General features: G+C 65.0%; 19 protein-coding genes. 16 read left to right on the top strand and 3 right to left on the bottom strand.

Annotation, left to right across the window (positions count from 1 at the left end):
- The first annotated feature begins 10 nt into the window (after positions 1 to 10).
- Positions 11 to 1,108: an aminopeptidase gene (locus CFE42_RS06090; RefSeq protein WP_004633100.1), complete on the top strand. Its 1,098-nt coding sequence runs from the start codon at positions 11 to 13 to the stop codon at positions 1,106 to 1,108.
- 151 nt (positions 1,109 to 1,259) lie between these two features.
- A complete protein-coding gene (locus CFE42_RS06085) occupies positions 1,260 to 2,969 on the top strand; it encodes a long-chain fatty acid--CoA ligase (protein ID WP_004633099.1) in 1,710 nt (569 codons plus the stop codon).
- A gap of 56 nt (positions 2,970 to 3,025) precedes the next feature.
- On the opposite strand, the gene CFE42_RS06080 is transcribed toward CFE42_RS06085, so the two are convergent.
- Positions 3,026 to 3,643: a hemolysin III family protein gene (locus CFE42_RS06080; protein ID WP_004633097.1), complete on the bottom strand. Its 618-nt coding sequence runs from the start codon at positions 3,641 to 3,643 to the stop codon at positions 3,026 to 3,028.
- A gap of 43 nt (positions 3,644 to 3,686) precedes the next feature.
- Between CFE42_RS06080 and arfB the strand changes: the two genes are divergently transcribed.
- Entirely contained in the window at positions 3,687 to 4,121 is a 435-nt protein-coding gene (gene arfB, locus CFE42_RS06075) for an alternative ribosome rescue aminoacyl-tRNA hydrolase ArfB (protein ID WP_004633094.1), read from the top strand.
- 21 nt (positions 4,122 to 4,142) lie between these two features.
- Here the strand turns inward: arfB and CFE42_RS06070 are convergent, their stop codons facing one another.
- Together CFE42_RS06070 and CFE42_RS06065 are read right to left on the bottom strand one after the other, a co-directional pair.
- The gene (locus tag CFE42_RS06070; RefSeq protein WP_004633092.1) at positions 4,143 to 5,459 is read right to left on the bottom strand and encodes an MFS transporter; all 1,317 of its coding nucleotides are present in this window, start codon (positions 5,457 to 5,459) and stop codon (positions 4,143 to 4,145) included.
- 186 nt (positions 5,460 to 5,645) lie between these two features.
- Positions 5,646 to 6,824, bottom strand: coding sequence for a porin (locus CFE42_RS06065; RefSeq protein WP_004633091.1), 1,179 nt, complete (start codon positions 6,822 to 6,824; stop codon positions 5,646 to 5,648).
- A gap of 380 nt (positions 6,825 to 7,204) precedes the next feature.
- Between CFE42_RS06065 and coq7 the strand changes: the two genes are divergently transcribed.
- The 13 genes from coq7 (at position 7,205) to CFE42_RS06000 (ending at position 22,383) form a co-directional block, all read left to right on the top strand.
- Entirely contained in the window at positions 7,205 to 7,858 is a 654-nt protein-coding gene (gene coq7, locus CFE42_RS06060; RefSeq protein ID WP_004633089.1) for a 2-polyprenyl-3-methyl-6-methoxy-1,4-benzoquinone monooxygenase, read from the top strand.
- Positions 7,859 to 8,240: 382 nt separating this feature from the next.
- Positions 8,241 to 8,669, top strand: coding sequence for a division/cell wall cluster transcriptional repressor MraZ (gene mraZ, locus CFE42_RS06055; RefSeq protein WP_004633088.1), 429 nt, complete (start codon positions 8,241 to 8,243; stop codon positions 8,667 to 8,669).
- A gap of 9 nt (positions 8,670 to 8,678) precedes the next feature.
- Entirely contained in the window at positions 8,679 to 9,638 is a 960-nt protein-coding gene (gene rsmH, locus CFE42_RS06050; RefSeq protein WP_004633086.1) for a 16S rRNA (cytosine(1402)-N(4))-methyltransferase RsmH, read from the top strand.
- A gap of 16 nt (positions 9,639 to 9,654) precedes the next feature.
- Positions 9,655 to 9,999, top strand: coding sequence for a cell division protein FtsL (gene ftsL, locus CFE42_RS06045; protein ID WP_004633083.1), 345 nt, complete (start codon positions 9,655 to 9,657; stop codon positions 9,997 to 9,999).
- On the top strand, positions 9,996 to 11,783 hold the full coding sequence (locus CFE42_RS06040; protein ID WP_004633081.1) for a penicillin-binding protein 2: 1,788 nt from the start codon (positions 9,996 to 9,998) through the stop codon (positions 11,781 to 11,783). The genes ftsL and CFE42_RS06040 overlap by 4 nt, the downstream gene beginning before the upstream one ends.
- Complete coding sequence (locus tag CFE42_RS06035; protein WP_004633078.1) at positions 11,780 to 13,324, top strand: UDP-N-acetylmuramoyl-L-alanyl-D-glutamate--2,6-diaminopimelate ligase; 1,545 nt, start codon at positions 11,780 to 11,782, stop codon at positions 13,322 to 13,324. Before CFE42_RS06040 ends, CFE42_RS06035 begins: the two co-directional genes overlap by 4 nt.
- Positions 13,321 to 14,757: a UDP-N-acetylmuramoyl-tripeptide--D-alanyl-D-alanine ligase gene (gene murF, locus CFE42_RS06030; protein ID WP_004633077.1), complete on the top strand. Its 1,437-nt coding sequence runs from the start codon at positions 13,321 to 13,323 to the stop codon at positions 14,755 to 14,757. Before CFE42_RS06035 ends, murF begins: the two co-directional genes overlap by 4 nt.
- Positions 14,758 to 14,772: 15 nt before the next feature.
- Positions 14,773 to 15,942, top strand: a complete 1,170-nt coding sequence (gene mraY / locus CFE42_RS06025; protein ID WP_004633075.1) for a phospho-N-acetylmuramoyl-pentapeptide-transferase — start codon at positions 14,773 to 14,775, stop codon at positions 15,940 to 15,942.
- A gap of 149 nt (positions 15,943 to 16,091) precedes the next feature.
- Positions 16,092 to 17,591, top strand: a complete 1,500-nt coding sequence (murD, locus tag CFE42_RS06020) for a UDP-N-acetylmuramoyl-L-alanine--D-glutamate ligase (RefSeq protein WP_193747935.1) — start codon at positions 16,092 to 16,094, stop codon at positions 17,589 to 17,591.
- Positions 17,588 to 18,829 carry a putative lipid II flippase FtsW gene (gene ftsW, locus CFE42_RS06015; protein ID WP_004633071.1) on the top strand — a complete coding sequence of 414 codons (1,242 nt, stop codon included), beginning with the start codon at positions 17,588 to 17,590 and terminating at the stop codon, positions 18,827 to 18,829. Before murD ends, ftsW begins: the two co-directional genes overlap by 4 nt.
- Positions 18,826 to 19,926, top strand: a complete 1,101-nt coding sequence (gene murG, locus CFE42_RS06010) for an undecaprenyldiphospho-muramoylpentapeptide beta-N-acetylglucosaminyltransferase (RefSeq protein ID WP_004633069.1) — start codon at positions 18,826 to 18,828, stop codon at positions 19,924 to 19,926. Before ftsW ends, murG begins: the two co-directional genes overlap by 4 nt.
- Positions 19,927 to 19,939: 13 nt before the next feature.
- Positions 19,940 to 21,391, top strand: coding sequence for a UDP-N-acetylmuramate--L-alanine ligase (gene murC / locus CFE42_RS06005; RefSeq protein WP_004633067.1), 1,452 nt, complete (start codon positions 19,940 to 19,942; stop codon positions 21,389 to 21,391).
- Positions 21,388 to 22,383, top strand: a complete 996-nt coding sequence (locus tag CFE42_RS06000) for a D-alanine--D-alanine ligase (RefSeq protein WP_004633064.1) — start codon at positions 21,388 to 21,390, stop codon at positions 22,381 to 22,383. Before murC ends, CFE42_RS06000 begins: the two co-directional genes overlap by 4 nt.
- Positions 22,384 to 22,397: the final 14 nt, after the last annotated feature.

The raw sequence follows: 22,397 nt of genomic DNA, 5'->3' as shown, positions 1-22,397 counted from the left end.
CGGGGCCGTCATGCGTGCCGCACGCGCGCTGTGTCTTGCGCTGTCGCTTGCCGGTTCGACGTTGCTGGCTGGCTGCGACACCGTCGGTTATTACTATCAGTCGGTCAGCGGACATCTCTCGCTGATGGCGCAGCGCGAGTCGATCGACCAGGTGATCGACAACGCCCGGCAGGCTCACAACGACAAGCTGGCCAAACGGCTGGAAGACGCACGCAGCATCCGCATCTATGCCTCGCGCGAGCTGGGCCTGCCCGACAACGGCAGCTATCGCGTCTACGCCAATCTAAAGCGTCCGTTCGCGGTGTGGAACGTGTTTGCCGCCCCGGAGTTGTCGGTCAAGCTCAAGGAGTGGTGTTTCCTCATCGTCGGCTGCGTGACGTATCGCGGGTACTACGACCGCAACGCCGCCATGGCCTACGCCGACACCTTGCGCGCCCAAGGCCTCGATGTGGATGTGGCCGGCATTCCTGCGTATTCCACACTGGGTTATTTCGACGACCCGCTGCTCAACACCTTCGTCGGCCTGCCCGAAGGTGAGCTGGCGCGGCTGATTTTTCATGAGCTGGCGCACCAGGTCGTCTACGCCAAGGGCGATACCGCGTTCAACGAATCGTTTGCCACCGCCGTGGAAACCATTGGCGTCGAACGCTGGCTGGCGGATGCCGCCACCCCGGAAATTCGCGCGGAATACGCCACGTACGACGCCCGGCGCGTACAATTCCGCGCCCTGCTGCTGGAGTATCGCAACCGACTTGAGGCGTTGTATGCCAGCCCAGTGTCGGACGACGAGAAGCGCGCCGGAAAACGCGCCATCTTCGCGAGCCTCCAGGCCGATTACACCAAGCTCAAAGCAAGCTGGGGCGGTTATACCGGTTACGACCGCTGGTTTGCGCAGCCGCTGTCCAACGCGCATCTGGGCGCAGTCGCGAGCTACCTGGAATGGGTGCCGGCGTTCACGGCGCTGTATCACCGTGATGGCGGCGACTGGGCGCGCTTTTATGACGACGTCAAGGCCATGGCGCGCGAGTCCAAACCGCAGCGGGAGGCAGCACTGCGATTACTGGCGCCTTCGGCGATGGGCGCGTCGGAGGACATCAGACAAAAGTGATGCCAACACCGGTTTCTGCACCAGTTTCAAGCAAGGTCAACCGGCCGAGGGAACTGTCTAAGTTATTGTTTTGACACAAACATCCGCGTAGGATGCCGAAAAAAAACGAACGACCATTCGAAAAAATCGACAATCGCCAGGAGACACACCCATGGATAAACCGTGGCTGAAGCAGTACCCCGCCGGGGTGCCGGCCGAGATCGATGCATCGCAGTATCGATCGCTGGCCCACCTGCTTGAGGATTCTTTCCAAAAGAACCGCAACCGCCATGCGTTTGAATGCATGGGCAAGGTACTGACCTATGGCGAGCTCGATACGCTGTCGCGCCAACTGGCGGCGTGGCTGCAATCGCGCGGTCTGGCGCCCGGCGCCCGCGTTGCGCTGATGATGCCGAACGTGCTGCAGTACCCGGTGGCGCTGGCCGCCGTGCTGCGTGCAGGCTATGTAGTCGTCAACGTCAATCCGCTCTACACCCCGCGCGAGCTTGAGCATCAACTCAAGGACAGCGGCGCCGAAGCCATCATCATCCTGGAGAACTTCGCGACGACGCTGCAGCAGGTGCTGCCCAATACGCCGGTCAAGCACATCGTGGTGGCTAGCATGGGCGACATGCTCGGCGGCCTTAAGGGCATGCTGGTGAATTTTGTCGTGCGCAGCGTCAAGAAGATGGTGCCGGCGTGGGAGCTTCCCAGTTGCATCCGCTTCAATACGGCGCTGCAAGAGGGCGCCAAGCAGACGCTCAAGCCCACCTCGGTCGGCCCCGACGACGTGGCCTTCCTACAATACACGGGCGGCACGACGGGCGTGTCGAAGGGCGCGACGCTGCTGCATCGAAATATCGTCGCCAACGTGCTCCAATCGGAAGCGTGGATGAACCCGGCGCTCACCAAGCCCGGCCGCGACGGCCGCATGCTGGCTGCCGACGAAGAGATCGTCACCATCACCGCGCTGCCGCTGTATCACATCTTCGCGCTGACGGTGTGCTGCCTGCTGTCGATGCGCAAGGGCGGGCTGGCCGTGCTGATCCCGAACCCGCGTGACATTCCGGGCTTCATCAAGGTGCTCAAGCAGTACCGCTTCCACATGTTCCCGGCCGTGAACACGCTGTACAACGCGCTGCTGAACAACCCGGAATTCAAGGATGTCGACTGCTCCAACCTGCGCGTGGCCAACGGTGGCGGCATGGCGGTGCAGGAAGCCGTGGCCAAGAAGTGGCTCGAGGTGACGGGGTGCCCGATCATCGAGGGCTATGGCCTGTCTGAAACCTCGCCGTCGGCCATCTGCAACCCGACCGATACCGACAAGTTTTCGGGCACCGTCGGCCTGCCGATTCCGGGCACTGAAATCGCCATCCGCGACGACGAAGGCCGCGATCAGCCGATCGGCCAGCCGGGCGAAATCTGCATCCGCGGCCCGCAGGTCATGGCCGGCTACTGGAAGCGCCCGGACGAGACCGCCAAGGTCATGTATGCCGACGGCTTCTTCAAGACCGGCGACGTGGGCGTAATGGACGAGCGCGGTTACACCAAGATTGTCGATCGTAAGAAGGACATGATCCTGGTGTCGGGCTTCAACGTGTACCCGAACGAGATCGAAGGCGTCGTGGCGATGTGCCCGGGCGTGCTGGAAGTGGCTGCCGTGGGCGTGCCCGACGTCCACTCGGGCGAGGTGGTGAAGCTGTTCGTGGTGCGCCGCGACCCGACACTCACGGAACAGAAGCTGCAGGAGTTCTGCAAGGACCAGCTCACCGGTTACAAACGCCCCAAGTTCATCGAGTTCCGCAACGAGCTGCCGAAGACCAACGTCGGCAAGATCCTGCGCCGCGAACTGCGCGATGAGGCGATGAAGAAGCGTGCCTGAGTCTGCGTAGCTGCAAGAAGAAAACCGCGAGGAATCGCGGTTTTTTTCATGGTGTGTCAGCCGACGTACAGCAGGATGCTGACGAACTGACACGCACTGCCCGCCAGCACGAACAGGTGCCAGATGCCGTGGAAGTGCCGCACCTTCTCGTCAAAGAGAAAAAAGCCGATGCCCGTCGTATAAAGCGCGCCACCGGCTACCAGCCAGCACAGGCCGGGTGCAGGCAGCGCGGTAGCCAGCGGCCCCATGGCAATCAGCACCAGCCAGCCCATCACCACGTAGATCAGCAGTGAGAACAGGCGCGTGCGGCGGCCGATCCAGAGTTCCTGCGCAATGCCAATGGCGGCCAGTGCCCAGTTGATGCCGAACAGCGCCCAGCCCCAGGGGCCGCGCAGCGTGACCAGCGCAAACGGCGTGTAGCTGCCGGCGATCAGCAGATAGATGGCGCAATAGTCCAGCCGTTGGAAGAGGCTTTTGGCGGGGCCGCGCAGGCTGTGATACAGCGTGGAAATTGTGTAGAGCAGGACCAGCGTGGTGCCGTAGACGACCGAACTGACCACCTTCCAGGCATCGTGGTCCAGCGCCGAGGATGTCACGAGCACAGCCATGCCGGTAGCGGCAAGGATGGCCCCGGCCAAGTGGCTGAAGCCGTTGAAACGTTCTCCGCGATACATACGCTGATCTCCAGAAAGACCCTGTTCTCCCTACAATGCTCCAATGCCCGGCACCGATCTCAAAATCACCCCCCAATTGTCTATTCCGGAGTCCGAGCTGGTCGAGCGCTTTGTGCGCGCAAGCGGAGCGGGGGGGCAGAACATCAACAAGGTATCGACGGCGGTGGAGTTGCGCTTTGACATCGCCCAATCGCCCTCGTTGCCGGACGCATTGCGAGCGCGTCTGTTGGAAAAACGCGACCGCCGCTTGACCGATGAGGGCGTGTTTGTGATTGATGCTCAACGGTTTCGCACGCAGGACCGCAACCGCCAGGATGCCCGCGAACGTCTGGCGGCGTTCATCGCGACGGGGCTTGCGGTGCCCAGGTCGCGCATCGCCACCAAGCCCACGCGCGCTTCCAAGACGCGCCGCCTGGAAGGCAAGCGCGCGCGTGGCGACGTCAAGCGTGGTCGCTCGGGCCGCCACTCTTGGGACTAAGCGTGCTGATATGCGTGGCCCTTACATCAGCCGGGTATGGCGTGTCTCGCGCATGCAAAGCACGCCGATCAGGCTGACCACCGCGGCCGCCGATACATACATGCCGACCCAGCTCAGGCCACCTTGCTCGGCCAGCTTCTGCGCGATGTAGGGCGCAATCGACGCGCCCAGAATGCCGCCCAGGTTGTACGACACGCCGGCACCGGTATAGCGCACGTTGGTCGGGAACAGCTCGGGCAGCAGCGCGCCCATCGGCGCGAAGGTCACGCCCATCAGGAACAGTTCGATGATGAGGAACAGGGCCACCAGCGGTGTCTGCCCACTCCCCAGCAGCGGCGCCATCGTGAAGCCCGACAAAATGGCGGCGATGATGCCGACGATCAGCACCGGCTTGCGCCCAAAGCGGTCGGACGCCCATGCCGACAGCGGCGTCGCCAGCCCCATGAACACCACGGCGAGGCACAGCAGACCCAGGAAGCTCGGGCGCGAGAAATGCAGCGTGCCCACGCCGTACGACAGCGAAAATACCGTCGAGATATAAAACAGCGTGTAGCAGACGACCATGGCCAGCGCGCCAAGCAGCGTCGGCCACCAGTGGTGCGCCAGCAGCGTGGCGACCGGCACCTTCACGCGCTCCTGCCGGTCGATGGCTGCCTGGAAGGCGGGGGTCTCAGCGATCTTCAATCGCACATACAAGCCCAGCGCCACCAGCACTGCGCTGACCAGGAACGGCACGCGCCAGCCCCAGCTGCGGAACTGCTCATCGGACAGTGCGATCGCCAGCCCGAAGAAGAGACCGTTCGAAGCCAGGAAACCCACCGACGGGCCGAGCTGCGGAAACATGCCGAACCAGGCGCGTTTGCCGGCTGGTGCGTTCTCGGTGGCCAGCAGCGCCGCGCCGCCCCATTCACCACCCAGCCCGATGCCCTGGCCGAAGCGCAGGATGCACAGCAGGATCGGTGCGAGCGTGCCGATGCTGTCGTACCCCGGCACGAGTCCGATCAGCGTGGTCGAAATGCCCATCACCAGCAGAGACGCCACCAGCGTCGACTTGCGCCCGATGCGATCACCAAAGTGGCCGAACAGAAACGAGCCGATCGGCCGAGCGATGAACGCGATGCCAAACGTGACGAACGCCGACAGCGCTTGTGCCGTGGCGGACCCATGCGGAAAGAACACTGGGCCGATGACCAGCGCCGCGGCTGTCGCATAGACATAGAAATCGTAAAACTCGATGGCCGTGCCGATGAAGCTGGCGAAGACGATGCGCGAGCGGCTGGTGTCGGCGGCCGCACCGGGGGCGGAGGGCGCCATGGTTGGAGAGGTCGAAGAGGACATGCGGGTCTCCGGTAAGGTTCGCGTTGTTGTCGTTCTGAAGCGCCGCGCGTTCCTTTTACTGTCGGCTTGCCATCCAGCGGCGGGCTCGATCGCAAGAGCATAGCGCGCGGCCATGCAAAAAGGCACCCGAAGGTGCCTTCCTGCGCCCGCCAAGGAGAGGGGCGGCGGGCAACAACAAAGTGCGTGTCAGAACTTATGACGCAAGCCGATCGCCACACCGACCTGGTTATCCGAGTTCGGCGTGATGAAGTACGTCTGCGATGCCGCCGGCAGATAGCCCACCGACGTTTGCGCGCCCGTTGCCGGGTTCGTTACATAGCCGATCGAATCCCAGTTCAGCGACGCATTGCGTGCATACGCGGCGCTCAGATACACGTCGGTGCGCTTGGAGAAGTTGTAGTCGGCGATGAACTGCCACTGCTGCGGATTACGCGGGTTGACCGTTGCCCCGCCGATGGTCGCTTCCTTGATCTTGTCGTAGTAGTACGCCAGCGTCAGGCCCAGCGCAGGCGTCACCTGGTAGTTCACGCCAGCCCAGTAGTAGTCGTCGCGGTGCGGCAGCAGAGCCAGCGTGGCACCAGATGAGGCCGTGTCGGTCTTGCCGTAGCGATAGCCACCCATGAGTTTGACCGGGCCCATCGTATAGCTGGCGGCAATGGCGGCGCGCTTGTCCTTGGCGTACTCGTTGCCGGGGCCGCCCAGGGCTTCGGCTGCCGTCAGCACCTTCACTTCGTCATAGGCGATACCCAGGCCGAACGGGCCGCCAAAGTAGTTTGCGCCCACGCCGTACGCCGAGTTGGCGGTCTGGCTGCCTGCGCGTTCGCCGAACGCCCAGTGGCCTTCCACTGTCACCGGGCCGAATGCGCCGGTGTACTTGATCATGTTGTCTTCGCGGAAGTTCGGACCGAGCTGGCCGACCACCGGCTCATACTGCGTGGCGTAACCGGTCGGCGAGAAGTTCGCCATCATGTCGAAGATCGTGGTGTATTGCCGACCCAGCGTGATCTTGCCCCAGTTGCCCTGCAAACCGACAAACGCCTGCCGGCCGAACAGGCGTCCGCCCTGCTGCAGCGTGCCGGTGTCCATGGCGAAGCCCGATTCCAGCACGAACAGGCTCTTGAGACCGCCACCGATGTCTTCGACGCCGCGCAAGCCCCAGCGGTTGGAAGACAGGCCGCCGGCCTGCATCGCCAGGCGCGAGCCGCTGCTGCCCGGGATGACCACCCCCGCAGCCGTTACGGCTTGCGCGTGGTTGACGTACTCAATGTTGGCGTCGACCACGCCATACAGGGTCACACTCGACTGAGCCTGCGCAACACCCGCAAACGTGCCCAGTACTGCCAATGCCAGCAGCGATTTCTTCATCGGTCGGTCTCCAGATCTTTATTTATTGCGTTCAGTGGCAGGCAGACCCTCCGTTCTTGTCTTCCCGCCCCATGACTTTCAAACGAAGTCGCTGACTAATGTAACAACGTGGTGCTGGGCTCGGTCGAAATTTGCGAACGAATGTTCGTAAACGAGCGTTTGCTGTCTGATCCCGGCAACAGGCTGTTTCCAAATTTGAAATAGATCGGCGATGTGCTCCCTCGATTCCTTGCGGTTTTGGATGCGATCCGCGCACCAACAGGGTTATCCCGTACAGTAGTGTTTGGACGGCCGGGTTCTGATCGGACGCAAGATCCTGCCCGGTGTCGGCCTTACAATGGCAATTGCGCCGCACGCCATTGCCGGCGGTGCCCGTACTCATGCTCGACCGCTTCATCCCCGAATTCGACCGCGCCTTGCGCGCTGTGGCAGGCGTCACCCGCGCCAGCCGACCGAACCCCGCTGATGCCGTTATCGCGTCCGCCGCCTCCACAAATACGGCCGACAACGCGACCAAGCTTTCTGAGGCCGACCGCCGCCATGCCGCCGGCCTGATGCGCGTGAACCATGTCGGCGAGGTCTGCGCCCAGGCCTTGTACCAGGGGCAAGCGCTGTTTGCCCGGGACCCGGCCATCCGGACCCAGCTCGACGAAGCCGCGCGCGAAGAAGAGGACCACCTCGCTTGGTGCGCCCAGCGCCTGCAGGAATTGAACGATCGCCCGAGCTTGCTGAACCCGCTGTGGTATGCCGGCGCTTTCGCGATCGGCGCGGTGGCCGGACGCCTCGGCGACAAGATCAGTCTCGGCTTCGTCGCTGAGACCGAGCGCCAGGTCGAGCATCACCTCGATGGCCATCTCGATACCTTGCCCGAACAGGACACCCGCTCGCGCGCCATCGTCGCCCAGATGCGCGACGACGAGATCCGTCACGGCGACAACGCGCGCCAGGCCGGCGGCATTGATCTGCCAGCGCCGATCCGCCAAGCCATGCGTGCCGCGTCACGCGTCATGACGACTGCCGCGTACCGCATCTGACGCGTGCAGCGTCGCTCGCAGGCCGGCGGCATACCGCACGCTCCTCCGTTTGCCCGAGCTTTACCGCGTATGGACTTCGCCCTCGCACGGGGGGCGCTGTCGCGCGCCGTTCTCTCACGTGGTTTCTGCATAAACCACGCTATCTCCTTCATTTGATTGGGAAAAGTGATTCGGCTCCTCTGGCGGGGTGCGCTAAGTCATTGTTCTGATTGCAAATTTTCCGTCTCGCAGGCCTCCGCAAGCCTTGACCGCCTAAAGTCGTTCCTCTAAAGTGGGAAACAGTGTCAGAAAGTGTAGTTTTGTGGTTTAAAGCGGCCGTTTGCGGGCCAGTTGACGGCAAGGTGAGTGGCGATCGAGTCGCCACACGGAGAGAGAAACCAACGTGTTCCAGGGTGCGTCGGCGCTGACGCTGGATGCCAAAGGGCGGATGTCCATTCCGTCGCGGCACCGCGAAGCGCTCCAGCTGCAGGCCGAAGGCCGGGTGACTGTGACCAAGCACCCGGATGGCTGCCTCATGCTGTTTCCGCGCCCCGAGTGGGAACGCTTTCGCGAGCGCATCGCCGCGCTGCCGATGGAAGCCCACTGGTGGAAACGGATCTTCCTGGGCAGCGCCGCCGATGTCGAACTCGATACCGCTGGCCGCGTCCTCATCACCCCGGAACTGCGCGCGGCCGCCTCCCTTGAACGTGACGTGATGCTGCTCGGCATGGGCAGCCACTTCGAAGTCTGGGACGCCGCCACGTACACCGCGAAGGAGCAGGCCGCCATGGCGCAAGGCATGCCCGACGCCCTCAAGAATTTCTCCTTTTGATGACGCGCGATGACAACCCAAACCAGTACGGGACTGCGCCATCAGACGGTGCTCTTAGACGAAGCGGTCGATGCGCTCATCTGGCGCGACGACGGTATCTATATCGATGGAACCTTCGGGAGAGGCGGGCACAGCCGGCGCATCCTGGAACGGCTGGGGCCTGGCGGCAGACTTGTCGCCTTCGACAAGGACCCGGCAGCAATCACCGAAGCGGGCACCGTAGAGGATGCCCGCTTCGCTATTGAGCATGACAGCTTCGCGCAGATGGCCCGATGCCTGGACGCGCGTGGCGTGGAGCAGGTGGCCGGCGTGCTGCTTGATCTCGGCATCAGTTCGCCGCAGATCGACGAAGGCGCACGTGGCTTCTCGTTCCGGATGGATGGCCCGCTCGACATGCGGATGGACACCACGCGCGGCATCACCGCAGCCCAATGGCTGGCCGAAGCTGATGAGCGCGACATTGCGAGGGTGATACGGGACTATGGGGAAGAACGGTTTGCTGTACAGATTGCAAAGGCGATTGTTGCTCGCCGGGGCCAATCCGGGGATCGAGGTCCTCTCGATCGCACATCCGAGCTTGCCGCGCTCGTGGCGCAAGCCGTCAAAACACGCGAGAAGGGCCAAGACCCTGCGACCCGCACCTTTCAAGCTTTACGGATTCACGTCAATCAAGAGCTTGCGGACCTCGAAACCGGTCTGAAGGCCGCCTTTGACCGTCTGGAACAGGGGGGACGTCTCGTCGTGATCAGCTTCCATTCGCTGGAAGACCGCATCGTCAAGCGCTTCATGCAGGCGCTGGCGCGCCCGGAGCAATCCGCCGCGCCGGAACTGCGTCGGGCGCCGCTGCGTGCGCATGAGCTGCCGGCGCCGCAGTTGCGCCTGCTCGGCCGCGTGAAGCCGTCGGAGGCGGAAGTGTCGGCCAATCCGCGTGCGCGCTCGGCCATCATGCGCGTGGCCGAACGCTGCTGACCGACGAGGCCGCCCCATGAACCGCCTGAACATGTTCCTGCTGACTGCGCTGGTGCTGTGCGCGCTGTCGCTGGTCAACGCGCAGCATCAGGCGCGGCAACTGTTTGTCGCGCTGGATCGCGCGCAGGCGGAAGAGAAGCAACTCAACACGGACTGGTCGCGCCTGCAATATGAGCAGAGCGCGCTGGGCAAGAGCGCTCGCATTGCCGACATCGCGAGCAGGCAATTGAAGATGTCGCCCGCGCAGGCGGGTCGCACGCAGTATCTGCAGGGGTTTGCCGATTTGCCGGCTGCGGGGATGTCCTCCGGGGCTTCCTCGGCGGCGGCGAGCGCGCCCACGGCTTCCGGAGTCCAGCCATGAGCGGCGCACGCAAATCCAACGGCACCACGGCGCGCGCGCGCCTGGGTCAGTTTTCCGCCAGCCCGGTGCTGGGCCTGCGCCTGCCCATGTGGCGCTCCAAGCTGGTCGTGTTCCTGATGTTCGCGGCGTTCCTGGCACTGATCGGCCGTGCGCTGTGGATTCAAGGCCCGGGCAACCGCTTCTATGAGGCTGAAGGCAAGAAGCGCTTCCAGCGCACGCTGGAATTGCCGGCCACGCGCGGCAAGATTCTCGATCGCAATGGTCTGGTGCTGGCCACGAGCCTGCCGGTGAAGGCCATCTGGGCCGTGCCCGAAGACGTGCCCAACAACGTGCCTGGCGAAGACATGATGAAGCTCGCCAAGCTGCTGGGCATGAACAACAAGGAGCTTTCGGGCAAGCTCGGCGAAGACAAGGGCTTCGTCTACCTCAAGCGTCAAGTGCTGCCGGAGGTGGCCGACCAGATTGCAGCGCTGAAGATCGAAGGCATCTATCAGACGCGAGAGTACAAGCGTTTCTACCCGGAAGGCGAGGCGATGGCGCACATCGTCGGTTTCACCAACGTTGAGGACAAGGGCCAGGAAGGCATGGAGTTGGCGCGCGAGTCCGACCTGGCGGGTGCCGCGGGCCAGCGTCAGGTGATCAAGGACCGGCTGGGCCGCGTGGTGGAAGACGTGGGCGTGCTCAAGGCCCCGCGTAATGGGCATGACCAGACCCTGTCGATCGACGCCAAGATCCAGTACCTGACCTTCAACGAACTGAAAGCCGCCATCGAGCGCACCCACGCCAAGGCCGCCAGCGCGATCGTGCTGGATGCCCAGACCGGCGAGGTGCTGGCGCTCGCGAACTATCCGACCTACAACCCGAACGACCGCAGTCGCCTGTCGGGCGAGCAACTGCGCAACCGCGTGCTGACCGACACCTTCGAGCCCGGCTCGATGATGAAGCCGGTGACGATCAGCCTGGCGCTGCAGCTCAAGCGCGTGACGCCCAACACGCTGGTGCAGACCAACGGCAAATACAGCTTCGAAGGCGCGACCATTTCGGATACCGGCAACTACGGAACGCTGACGGTCGCCCAGGTGATCCAGCACTCCAGCAACATCGGTACGACCAAGATCGCGATGATGCTCAAGCCGCAGGAAATGTGGGATATGTTCACCAGCGTTGGCTTGGGGCAGGCGCCGAAGATCGGCTTCCCGGGCGCGGTGGCGGGGCGGCTGCGGCCGGCAAACAAATGGCGCCGCATCGAGCAGGCGACCATGTCTTACGGCTACGGTCTGTCGGTGTCGCTGTTCCAGATTGCGCACGCGTACACCATCTTCGCGCACGATGGCGAGCTGATTCCGATCACCATGTACCGCACCGATGGCCAGCCGCCGCAGGGCGAGCGCGTAATCTCGCCGGAGGTGGCGCGCCAGGTCCGTCAGATGCTGGAGACGGTGACGGCCCCCGGCGGTACCGCACCGCAGGCCCAGGTGATGGGCTATCGCGTCGGCGGCAAGACCGGCACGGCCTGGAAGCACACCGGACGCGGCTATGACCGCTCCAAGTATCGTGCCTCGTTCATTGGCCTGGCGCCGATGTCAAACCCGCGCATCATCGTGGCCGTGAGCGTGGACGAGCCTACGGTGGGTAACCGCTATGGCGGTGGCGCGGCCGGCCCGGTGTTCTCCCAAATCGTGGGCGGTACCCTGCGCGCGTTGAACGTGCCGCCGGATTCGCCGGTACGGCAGCTCGTGATGACCCCGGATGTGCCGGAAGAACCGGTGGGAGGCCTGCAATGACAGCCAAGCCCACTTCCGATCGTCCGACGATCGATGCCCGCCTCACGCCGGTGGTGGATTGGTTGCGCGCTCAGGCACCCGCGCGTGCCGACCTCACCAGCGACACGCGCAAGCTCAAGACCGGCGATGTGTTCGTGGCCTACGTGCTCGGCAATGCGCGCCAGCGTGGCGATGGCCGTCCGCATATTCCGCAGGCCATCGAGGCTGGCGCTTCCGCCGTGCTGGCCGAAGCCCATGGTTACGCAATGCCCGCCGACGCGCCCGTGCGCATCCTGCCGGTTGACGGCCTGGCTGAACTGGCCGGACCGCTGGCCGCGCAGTGGTATGGCGTGCCGGGTCCGGAAGCGCTGCGTGTGATTGGTGTGACGGGCACCAATGGCAAGACATCGTGTTCGCAATGGATTGCGCAGGCGCTGACCAAACACGGCGAGCGTTGCGCAGTGGTGGGTACGCTCGGAACCGGGTTTGTCGACGCGCTGGCTACCACCGGCTTTACCACGCCGGACGCCATCCAGCTTCAGCGCAGCCTCGCCGATCTGCACCGCGCGGGCGCTCGCGCCATCGCCATGGAAGTGTCGTCGCATGGCCTGGAGCAAGGCCGGGTGGATGGCACCCGCTTCGACATCGCGGTGTTCACCAACCTGACGCAGGATCACCTCGACTATCACGGCACGATGGCCGAGTACGAACTCGCCAAGGCGCGACTGTTCGGCTGGCAGGGCTTGCGCGCAGCGGTCATCAACCGCGACGACGCGGCCGGTGTGCGCTTGCTGCAGAACGCCCGCGCCGATGTCGAGACCATCGAATACGGCATCGACGGCGACGCCGCTGCACAGCACGGCGCCAGGCAATGGCTGCGCGCCACCAACGTGCGCGCACATCGCACCGGCACGACGTTCGACGTAGACGGCAGCTTTGGCCGGGCGACCGTTCATGTGTCCACCGTCGGCCTGTTCAACGTATCGAATCTCCTGGCTGTGCTTGGCGCACTGCTCGCTGCCGGTGTTTCGTGGCAGGACGCCATCGCACGCCTGGAAAAACTCCAACCCGTGAGTGGCCGCATGGAGCGGTTTGGAGGCGAAGACGGCCCGTTGGTTGTGGTCGACTACGCTCACACGCCCGACGCGTTGGAGCAGACGCTGCGCGCCCTCGCGCCGATCACCGAAGCGCGCGGCGGCAAGCTGTGGGCCGTGTTCGGCTGCGGCGGCGACCGCGACCCCGGCAAGCGTCCGCAGATGGGCGCCATCGCCGAGCGCCTGGCGCCGCACGTGGTGCTGACCTCTGACAACCCGCGCAGCGAAGATCCGCAGCACATCCTCGACGAGATCGCCGACGGCATGGACAATCCGCGTGCCGCCACCCAGATCGAGGACCGCGCGGCTGCCATCCTCCACGCCGTGCGGCATGCCGATGCGCATGACGTGATCGTCGTGGCCGGCAAGGGGCATGAATCGACGCAGGAGATTGCCGGTCGCAAGCGGCCGTTCTCCGATCAGGAACACGTGCGCCTGGCACTCGCCGCCCGCGGGGTGAATGCATGAGCGCCGCGACCGTGATGATGCGCGCCACCGACGCCGCTGCCTGGATGACCGGCGCCCATCTGGCCGGCCCCGATGCGGCGATCCTGCGCGTGACGACCGACAGCCGCGCCGTCCAGCCGGGCGACCTGTTCGTCGCGCTGATCGGCGAGCGTTTCGATGCGCACGATTTCCTGCCCGAGGTGGTGGCGCGTGGCGCTGCTGCCGTGCTGGTGTCGCGCGCACCGGCTGCCACCCTGGATGTCACCAATGTGGCCGTGCTGACTGTCGCCGACACGCGCTTCGGGCTCGGCCAGCTTGCCGCCGGCTGGCGCCGCCAGTTCCCGATTCCCGTCGTCGCCGTGACGGGCAGCAACGGCAAGACCACGGTCAAGGAGATGATCTCCGCGATCTTCGCGCAGGCCGTGGGTGAAGACGCCCGCCTGGCGACCGCCGGCAATTTCAACAACGACATCGGCCTGCCGCTCACGCTGTTCCGCCTGAACGCGCAACATAAGCTGGCCGTGCTTGAACTCGGCATGAACCATCCGGGCGAAACGGCTGTATTGGCCGCCATTGCCCAGCCGACCGTCGCGATGATCAACAACGCGCAGCGCGAGCACCAGGAATTCATGGTCAGCGTGGAAGCGGTGGCTGAAGAACACGCCGCTGTGCTGGCCGCGTTGCCGGCCAATGGCGTGGCGGTGTATCCGCGCGATGCGGCCAACGGTGGCGAATATGCGCCGGTGTGGAAAGCCGCGGCGGGCTCGCGGCGCGTGCTCGATTTCGGTATGGATGCCGGGGCCGTGACGGGCACCGTGGTGGACACCGCCGACGGGCAACGCATTGAAGTGCAGGCTCCGGGCCAGCGTTTCGTCATCACCTTGCCGCTGCTGGGCCTGCATAACGCACGCAATGCGCTGGCGGCGACGGCGTGCGCGCTGGCAGCCGGTGTCGCTCCCGAGGTGATTGCGCAAGCGCTGGGCAACTTTGCACCCGTCAAGGGGCGGTTGCAGCGCAAGCAGGGCACGCATGGCGGCCTGGTCATCGACGACACGTACAACGCGAACCCGGATTCGATGCGCGCCGCGATTGACGCGCTTGTCACGCTGCCCGCGCCGCGCTGGCTGGTGCTGGGTGACATGGGCGAGGTGGGCTCTCAGGGGCCGGCATTCCACGAAGAGATCGGGGCCTACGCGCGCGCGCGCGGCATCGACGCAGTGCTGGCAACCGGCGAGCTTGCGCGCCACACGGTCGATGCCTTCGGCCCGGGCGCACAGCATTTTGCGTCGGCGGAAGACTTGATTGAACACGGTGTGCCCGCCATTGCGCCGGCCGCGACGGTATTGGTGAAGGGCTCGCGCTTCATGCGGATGGAACGCATTGTGGAAGCGCTGGTCTTGAAAGACCCGGTGGCGGATTTGCCGACCGGTTCCAGCACACAACAGCAGCATTAAGGGAAGCAAGAACCCATGTTATTGGCATTGGCGCAATGGTTGCAGAACGACTACGGCTTCCTGCGCGTCTTCAACTATCTGACGTTCCGCGCCGTGATGGCATCGCTCACGGCGCTGGTGATCGGCCTCGGGTTCGGGCCGTGGGTGATCCGTCGCCTGACCGAGCTGAAGGTCGGCCAGGCTGTGCGCAGCTATGGCCCGCAGACGCACCTGGTCAAGGCCGGCACGCCCACCATGGGCGGTGTGCTGGTGCTCATCGGCATTGCCGTGTCGACGCTGCTGTGGGCGGACTGGGGCAACCGCTTCATCTGGATCGTGCTGCTGGTCACGCTCGGCTATGGCGCGATCGGCTGGGTCGATGACTACCGCAAGGTCGTGCACCGCGATCCAAAGGGGATGTCTTCGCGCGAGAAGTTCTTCTGGCAGACCGTGATCGGCCTGTTTGCGGCGGCGTATCTGGCGTTCTCGGTGTCCGAGACCAGCAACATGCGCGTGCTCGAGCTGTTCATGGAGTGGGTGCGCAGCGGCCTGTCGCTGAACCTGCCGGCCAAGTCGCACCTGATCGTGCCGTTCTTCAAAGAGATCAGCTACCCGCTCGGCGTGTTCGGTTTCATCATCCTGACGTATCTCGTGATCGTCGGCTCCAGCAATGCGGTGAACCTGACCGACGGCCTCGATGGCCTCGTCATCATGCCCGTTGTGCTGGTGGGCAGCGCGCTGGGCGTGTTCGCCTACGTGATGGGCAGCGCTGTCTACAGCAAATACCTGCTGTTCCCACACATTCCGGGCGCAGGCGAGCTGCTGATTTTTTGCTCGGCGATGGCGGGTGCGGGGCTTGCCTTCCTGTGGTTCAACGCGCATCCGGCACAGGTGTTCATGGGTGACGTCGGCGCGCTGGCGCTGGGCGGGGCGCTGGGCACCATCGCCGTGATCGTGCGTCAGGAAATCGTGCTTTTCATCATGGGCGGCATCTTCGTGGCGGAGACCGTCTCGGTGATGCTGCAGGTGACGTGGTTCAAGTTCACCAAGAAACGTTATGGCGAGGGCCGGCGCCTGTTCCGCATGGCGCCGCTGCACCATCATTTCGAGCTGTCCGGCTGGAAGGAAACGCAAGTGGTCGTGCGCTTCTGGGTCATCACCATGATGCTGGTGCTGATCGGCCTGTCGACCCTGAAGCTGCGGTGAGCACGGACATGACAGACATGACCGACGACCCCATCACGCCGGACGACGACATGGCCGCTACGCAGCCGGACGCCGCCGTGGACGCCGTTGTCGCGACGCTCGATTCGGCCGAGCCGATGCCCGCCGCTGAAACCGCACAGGCGCCGCGCATGTTCGGCGAGTTCGAAGCGCCGGTGGTGCTTGTGCTCGGCCTCGGCGAATCCGGCCTCGCCATGGCACGCTGGTGTGCCCGTCATGGCGCGCGCGTGCGCGTGGCCGACACGCGCGAGGCACCGGCCAACCTGCCGGCGCTGCGCGCCCATGTGCCGGACGCCGAATTCGTGAGCGGCCCGTTTGCCGTGTCGCTGCTGGACGGTGTGACGCTGATCGCGATCAGCCCGGGCCTGTCGCCGCTGGATGGCAACGTTGCTGCGCTGCTCAGCGCCGCCAAGGCGCTGAGCGTGCCGGTGTGGGGCGAAATCGAATTGTTTGCCCGCGCGTTGGCCGGTCTCAAGACCGCGCAAGGCTACGCGCCGCGCGTGTTGGCCATCACCGGGACGAACGGCAAGACGACCACCACGGCGCTCACGGGTGCCCTCGTGGAGCGCGCCGGCAAGACCGTCGGCGTGGCAGGCAACATCAGCCCGTCTGCACTCGACAAGCTGAGCGAATGCGTCGACGTAGGCACGCTGCCTGACGTGTGGGTGCTCGAGCTTTCCAGCTTCCAGCTCGAAACCACGCATTCGCTGGAAGCCGATGCGGCCACCGTACTGAACATCACGCAGGACCACCTCGACTGGCACGGCACCATGGAGGCCTACGCCGCAGCGAAGGGCCGCATCTTCGGTGCCAACACCGTGCGCGTGCTGAACCGTCAGGACACGGCCGTGATGGCATTCGCGAGCAAGAACGGCGGCGATATCACCTTCGGCATCGACGAGCCGGGCACGCCCGATGCGCTCGGCCTGCTGCGCGATGGCGGCATGCCCTGGATCGTGTTGGCCGAAGTCGAAGAGGACGATCTGCCCAAGCCTACGCGCCGCAAGAAGGGCGACGCCGCGCCGGCCGCGCCGGTGCCGGTGCGCCTCAAGCGTCTGATGCCGGCCGACGCACTGCGCATCCGTGGCTTGCACAACGCGACCAACGCGATGGCTGCGCTGGCACTGTGCCGCGCGATCGGCCTGCCAGTGAGCGCGCTGCTGCACGGCCTGCGCGACTACGCCGGCGAGCCGCACCGCGTCGAACTGATCGCTGCGTTTGACGACATCGAATTCTTCGACGACAGCAAGGGCACCAACGTCGGCGCGACGGTGGCTGCACTCTCGGGCCTGTCCAAGCATGTCGTGCTGATCGCCGGTGGCGATGGCAAGGGCCAGGACTTCTCGCCCCTGGCCGAGCCGGTCGCGCAGTACGCGCGCGCCGTGATCCTCATCGGCCGCGATGCACCGCTGATTCGTGAGGCGCTGGCCAACACCGGTGTCGCGCTGATCGATGCGCCGACGCTGGAAGCCGCCGTGCCGCAAGCCGCCGCGCATGCGCAGCCGGGCGACGCCGTGCTGTTGTCGCCGGCGTGCGCAAGCTTCGACATGTTCCGCAACTACGAACACCGCGCCCAGGTGTTCCACGAGGCCGTGGTCGCATTGGCGGCAGACCGAGGAGTCCTCCTATGAGCGACACCCAGATCAAGCGCAGCGGCTTCATCGGCGCGACCATCGGCAATGCGTGGGATGGCCTGCGCGATGCCGTTTCGGGCGTCAAGCCCACGCGCTCCAAGATGATGGAGTACGACCAGCCGCTGATGTGGGTGGCGATCGTGCTGCTCGGCCTCGGGCTGGTGATGGTGTATTCGGCGTCGATCGCGTTGCCGGATTCGCCCAAGTACGCCAACTACAGCAACGGGCATTTCCTGATCCGCCACATCTTCTCGCTGGTCATCGGGCTGATCGGTGCGATCGTCGCATTCCAGATTCCGGTCAAGTTCTGGGACAAATACGCTCCGAAGCTCTTCATCATTGCACTGGTCCTGCTGGTGATTGTGCTCGTGCCGCACCTCGGCAAGGGCGTGAATGGCGCGCGCCGCTGGCTGCCGCTGGGCGTCATGAATTTCCAGCCGTCCGAGCTGATGAAGCTGGCGGTGGTGCTGTACGCCGCCAACTACACCGTGCGCAAGCAGGACTGGATGCAGAGCGTGCGCAAGGGGTTCCTGCCCATGGGCGTGGCCGTGGCGTTTGTCGGCTCGCTCCTGCTGTTGGAGCCGGACATGGGCGCGTTCCTGGTGATCGCAGCCGTGGCCATGGGCATCCTGTTCCTGGGCGGCGTGAACGGCAAGCTGTTCGGCGGCCTCGTGCTGACCGCGGTTTCCACCTTCTCGCTGCTGATCGTGGCGTCGCCCTGGCGGCGTGAGCGGATCTTCGCCTACCTGAACCCCTGGCAAGAGGAATACGCGCAGGGCAAGGCATACCAGCTCACGCACTCGCTGATCGCTTTCGGCCGTGGCGAGTGGACCGGCGTTGGCCTGGGCGGGAGCATCGAGAAGCTGCACTACCTGCCTGAAGCGCATACCGACTTCATTCTCGCCGTCATTGGCGAGGAACTGGGCTTTGTCGGCGTGCTGATCGTGATCCTGCTGTTCTACTGGATGGTGCGCCGCGCCTTCGAGATCGGCCGCACCGCGCTGCAGCTCGACCGTACGTTCGCCGGCCTCGTTGCCAAGGGACTGGGAATCTGGATCGGGTGGCAGGCCTTCATCAACATGGGCGTGAACCTGGGCCTGCTGCCGACCAAGGGTCTGACGCTGCCGCTGGTCAGCTACGGCGGCTCCGGCATCCTGATGAACTGCGTCGCGATCGCGGTGCTGCTGCGTATCGACTATGAAAACCGCGTGCTGATGCGTGGGGGCAAGGTATGACGGCAGGCGATTCGGCCCGTCTGGCGCCGCGCACGCTCCTTGTCATGGCCGGCGGCACGGGCGGTCACATCTTCCCCGCGCTGTCGGTGGCCAAGCTGCTGGCCGCGCGTGGCTGGAAGGTGGTGTGGCTCGGTAATGCGAACGGCATGGAAGGCCAACTTGTGCCCAAGCACGGTTTTCCGCTCGAGTCGGTGCAGTTCGGTGGTCTGCGTGGCAAGGGCCTCGTCACCAAGTTTCTGCTGCCGCTCAACCTGCTGCGTGCCTTCTGGCAGAGCCTCGGTGTGGTGCGCCGTGTGCGCCCGAACGTGGTGCTGGGCATGGGCGGCTATATCACCTTCCCGGGCGGCATGATGAGCGTGCTGCAGGGTCGCCCGCTGGTGCTGCACGAACAGAATTCGATTGCGGGGCTCGCCAACCGCGTGCTCGCGCGCGTGGCCGATCGCGTGCTGTGCGCATTTCCGAATGCGCTGGCCGGTGCCGAGTGGGTCGGCAATCCGATCCGCGCTGACCTCGCCACGCTGGCTTCGCCGCAAACGCGCTACGCCGAGCGAACCGGCCCGCTGCGCGTACTCGTCGTGGGTGGCAGCCTGGGCGCAGCAGCGCTCAACGACGTGGTGCCCAAGGCGCTGGCGTTGCTGCCGGCTGATACGCGTCCCATCGTCATCCATCAGGCGGGCGCCAAGCAGATCGATACGCTGCGCGCCAACTATGCCGCCGCAGGCATTGACGATGCCCACGCGCAGCCTGTGCCGTTCATCGACGACATGGCGGCTGCGTATGCGCACGCCGATCTCGTGATCTGCCGCGCGGGCGCCATGACCGTCTCAGAAGTGGCTGCGGCGGGTGTCGCGGCGCTGTTCGTGCCGTTCCCGCATGCCGTGGACGATCACCAGACCACCAATGCGCGCTTCCTTTCCGAACGCGGAGCGGCGCTGTTGGTGCCGCAGCAGGAACTGAGTCCGGCATCGCTGGCAGATACACTCGCGTCCCTGACGCGTGCGCAATTGGCCGATATGGCGGCTAAAGCACGTGAGCAGGCACGGCCCGAAGCGGCCGAGCGTGTCGCCGACGTGTGTGTAGCGGTGGCACGGGCATAGGGAACGAATCGATATGAAGCACATCGTCAAGAACATCCATTTTGTAGGCATCGGCGGCGCCGGCATGAGCGGCATCGCGGAGGTGCTGCTGAATCTGGGCTACCGCGTGACGGGCTCGGATCTGGGCAGCAGCGCGACCACGCAGCGTCTGGCAACGCTGGGCGCGACGATCAAGCAGGGCCACGCGCCGGAACATGTGATCGGCGCCAATGCCGTGGTGGTCTCCACCGCCGTGCGCGGCGACAACCCGGAAGTGCTGGCAGCGCGCGCCAAGCGCATCCCCATCGTGCCGCGTGCGGTGATGCTGGCCGAGCTGATGCGCCTGAAGCAGGGCATCGCGATTGCCGGCACGCACGGCAAGACGACGACGACCAGCCTCGTCGCCTCCGTGCTGGCCGAAGGCGGGCTGGACCCGACGTTCGTCATCGGTGGCCGTCTCAACTCCGCAGGCGCCAACGCGCGCCTCGGCACGGGCGATTTCATCGTCGCCGAGGCCGACGAATCCGACGCGTCGTTCCTCAACCTGTTCCCCGTGATCGAGGTCATCACCAATATCGATGCCGATCACATGGACACCTACGGGCACGACTTCGCGCGCCTGAAGCAGGCGTTCATCGAGTTCACGCAGCGGCTGCCGTTCTACGGCATTGCCGTGCTGTGCGTGGACGACCCGAACGTGCGCGAAATCCTGCCGTTCGTCTCCAAGCCGGTCGTGCGCTACGGGTTTGCCGAAGATGCGCAAGTGCGTGCCGTCAATGCGCGCGCTGTCGATGGCCGCATGGAATTCACCGTGATCCGCCAGCTCAACGGCCATGCCGAGCCGCCGCTGTCGATCACGCTCAACCTGCCGGGCCTGCACAACGTGCAGAACGCGCTGGCCGCCATCGCGATCGCCACCGAACTGGAAGTGCCGGACGAGGCCATCGTCAAGGCGCTGGCCGAGTTCAACGGCGTGGGCCGCCGCTTCCAGCGTTATGGCGAAGTGCCGACCGCTGACGGTGAGGGCCACTTCACGCTCATCGACGACTACGGCCACCACCCTGTCGAAATGGCGGCAACGCTGGCTGCTGCGCGCGGTGCGTTCCCCGATCGCCGCCTCGTGCTGTCGTTCCAGCCGCACCGCTTCACGCGCACGCGCGATTGTTTCGAAGACTTTGTGAAAGTGCTCGGCACTGTCGACGCGCTGTTGCTGGCCGAGGTGTACGCCGCCGGCGAGCCACCCATCATCGCCGCTGACGGTCGCGCGCTGACGCGTGCGCTGCGCGTGGCCAACAAGATCGAGCCCGTATTCGTGGAGCAGATCGAAGACATGCCGCAAGCGATCCTGGATGCGGCGCAGGACGGCGACGTGGTCATCACCATGGGCGCTGGGTCGATCGGGCAGGTGCCCGGGCAAGTGGTTGCGTTGCAGGCGCAGGCGCGCACTGCAAACGTCGTGGACCTGAACGGAGGTGCCGCAGCATGACGACCGGTCCGTTTGTTCCCAATCCGACGATCGATCCGAAGTCCCTCGGCAAAGTGGGCGTGCTCATGGGCGGTCGTTCGGCCGAGCGCGAAATCTCGCTGATGTCCGGCAACGGCGTGCTGGCTGCGCTGCGCGCGCGCGGCGTCGATGCGCACCCGTTCGACCCGGGCCTGCAGCCCGTGGCCGATCTGGCCAAGCAAGGGTTCGACCGCGTGGTGATCTCGCTGCACGGCCGCTTTGGCGAAGACGGCACGATCCAGGGCCTGCTGGAGCAATTCGGTATTCCGTACACCGGCAGCGGCGTACTCGCATCTGCGCTGGCGATGGACAAGGAAGCCACCAAGCGCCAATGGCAGACGCACGGCCTGCCGACGCCCGATTTCGTGATGCTGCACGCCGGCGCCGACTGGCAGGCCGTGGCCGACCGCCTTGGCCTGCCGCTGATCGTCAAGCCCGCGCGCGAAGGTTCGTCGATCGGTCTGACCAAGGTCACGAGTGTTGCCGAGCTGCCCGCCGCCTACGAAAAGGCCGCGCGCCTGGATCGTGATGTGATGGCCGAGCAGTTCATCGAAGGTGACGAACTGACCTGCCCGATCATCGGCGAAGGGGAGAGCGCTACGGCATTGCCGCTTATCCGCATCGTCGCGCCGCAGGCCAACTACGACTACCAGAACAAGTACTTCACCGACGACACGCGCTACGAATGCCCGGCACCGATTCCCGCTGATGTGGCCGCGCGCGTGCAGGCGCTGGTGGTGCAGGCATATCGCGGGCTGGGCTGCCGTGGCTGGGGCCGCGCCGACATCATGCTGCGCAAGTCCGATAACGCGCCGTTCCTGCTGGAGATGAACACGTCGCCGGGCATGACCGGCCATTCGTTGGTGCCGATGGGCGCCCGCGCGGCCGGCATCAGCTATGAAGATTTCGTATTGCAACTGGCGGCGAGTGCGTCGCTGGAGTTGCACGCGAGCACCGACTGGAAACCCGAGTAATCGACACAACGTCA

Origin of the sequence: Ralstonia sp. PBBBR1, from assembly GCF_002256165.1 — a bacterium.
In the GTDB taxonomy this organism is placed as follows: Bacteria; Pseudomonadota; Gammaproteobacteria; order Burkholderiales; family Burkholderiaceae; genus Ralstonia; species Ralstonia thomasii.
This window is presented reverse-complemented; position numbering and strand designations above follow the sequence as displayed.

What these genes read in the sequence shown, in the direction of transcription:
- arfB (WP_004633094.1), top strand. Translation starts at nt 3,687, where the DNA reads ATGCCCGGCACCGATCTCAAAATCACCCCCCAATTGTCTATTCCGGAG.
- murD (WP_193747935.1), top strand. Translation starts at nt 16,092, where the DNA reads ATGTTCGGCGAGTTCGAAGCGCCGGTGGTGCTTGTGCTCGGCCTCGGC.
- CFE42_RS06085 (WP_004633099.1), top strand. Translation starts at nt 1,260, where the DNA reads ATGGATAAACCGTGGCTGAAGCAGTACCCCGCCGGGGTGCCGGCCGAG.
- coq7 (WP_004633089.1), top strand. Translation starts at nt 7,205, where the DNA reads ATGCTCGACCGCTTCATCCCCGAATTCGACCGCGCCTTGCGCGCTGTG.
- CFE42_RS06070 (WP_004633092.1), bottom strand. Translation starts at nt 5,459, where the DNA reads ATGTCCTCTTCGACCTCTCCAACCATGGCGCCCTCCGCCCCCGGTGCG.
- CFE42_RS06040 (WP_004633081.1), top strand. Translation starts at nt 9,996, where the DNA reads ATGAGCGGCGCACGCAAATCCAACGGCACCACGGCGCGCGCGCGCCTG.
- CFE42_RS06000 (WP_004633064.1), top strand. Translation starts at nt 21,388, where the DNA reads ATGACGACCGGTCCGTTTGTTCCCAATCCGACGATCGATCCGAAGTCC.
- mraY (WP_004633075.1), top strand. Translation starts at nt 14,773, where the DNA reads ATGTTATTGGCATTGGCGCAATGGTTGCAGAACGACTACGGCTTCCTG.
- CFE42_RS06080 (WP_004633097.1), bottom strand. Translation starts at nt 3,643, where the DNA reads ATGTATCGCGGAGAACGTTTCAACGGCTTCAGCCACTTGGCCGGGGCC.
- CFE42_RS06065 (WP_004633091.1), bottom strand. Translation starts at nt 6,824, where the DNA reads ATGAAGAAATCGCTGCTGGCATTGGCAGTACTGGGCACGTTTGCGGGT.
- murC (WP_004633067.1), top strand. Translation starts at nt 19,940, where the DNA reads ATGAAGCACATCGTCAAGAACATCCATTTTGTAGGCATCGGCGGCGCC.
- ftsW (WP_004633071.1), top strand. Translation starts at nt 17,588, where the DNA reads ATGAGCGACACCCAGATCAAGCGCAGCGGCTTCATCGGCGCGACCATC.
- murG (WP_004633069.1), top strand. Translation starts at nt 18,826, where the DNA reads ATGACGGCAGGCGATTCGGCCCGTCTGGCGCCGCGCACGCTCCTTGTC.
- murF (WP_004633077.1), top strand. Translation starts at nt 13,321, where the DNA reads ATGAGCGCCGCGACCGTGATGATGCGCGCCACCGACGCCGCTGCCTGG.
- ftsL (WP_004633083.1), top strand. Translation starts at nt 9,655, where the DNA reads ATGAACCGCCTGAACATGTTCCTGCTGACTGCGCTGGTGCTGTGCGCG.
- CFE42_RS06035 (WP_004633078.1), top strand. Translation starts at nt 11,780, where the DNA reads ATGACAGCCAAGCCCACTTCCGATCGTCCGACGATCGATGCCCGCCTC.
- CFE42_RS06090 (WP_004633100.1), top strand. Translation starts at nt 11, where the DNA reads ATGCGTGCCGCACGCGCGCTGTGTCTTGCGCTGTCGCTTGCCGGTTCG.
- rsmH (WP_004633086.1), top strand. Translation starts at nt 8,679, where the DNA reads ATGACAACCCAAACCAGTACGGGACTGCGCCATCAGACGGTGCTCTTA.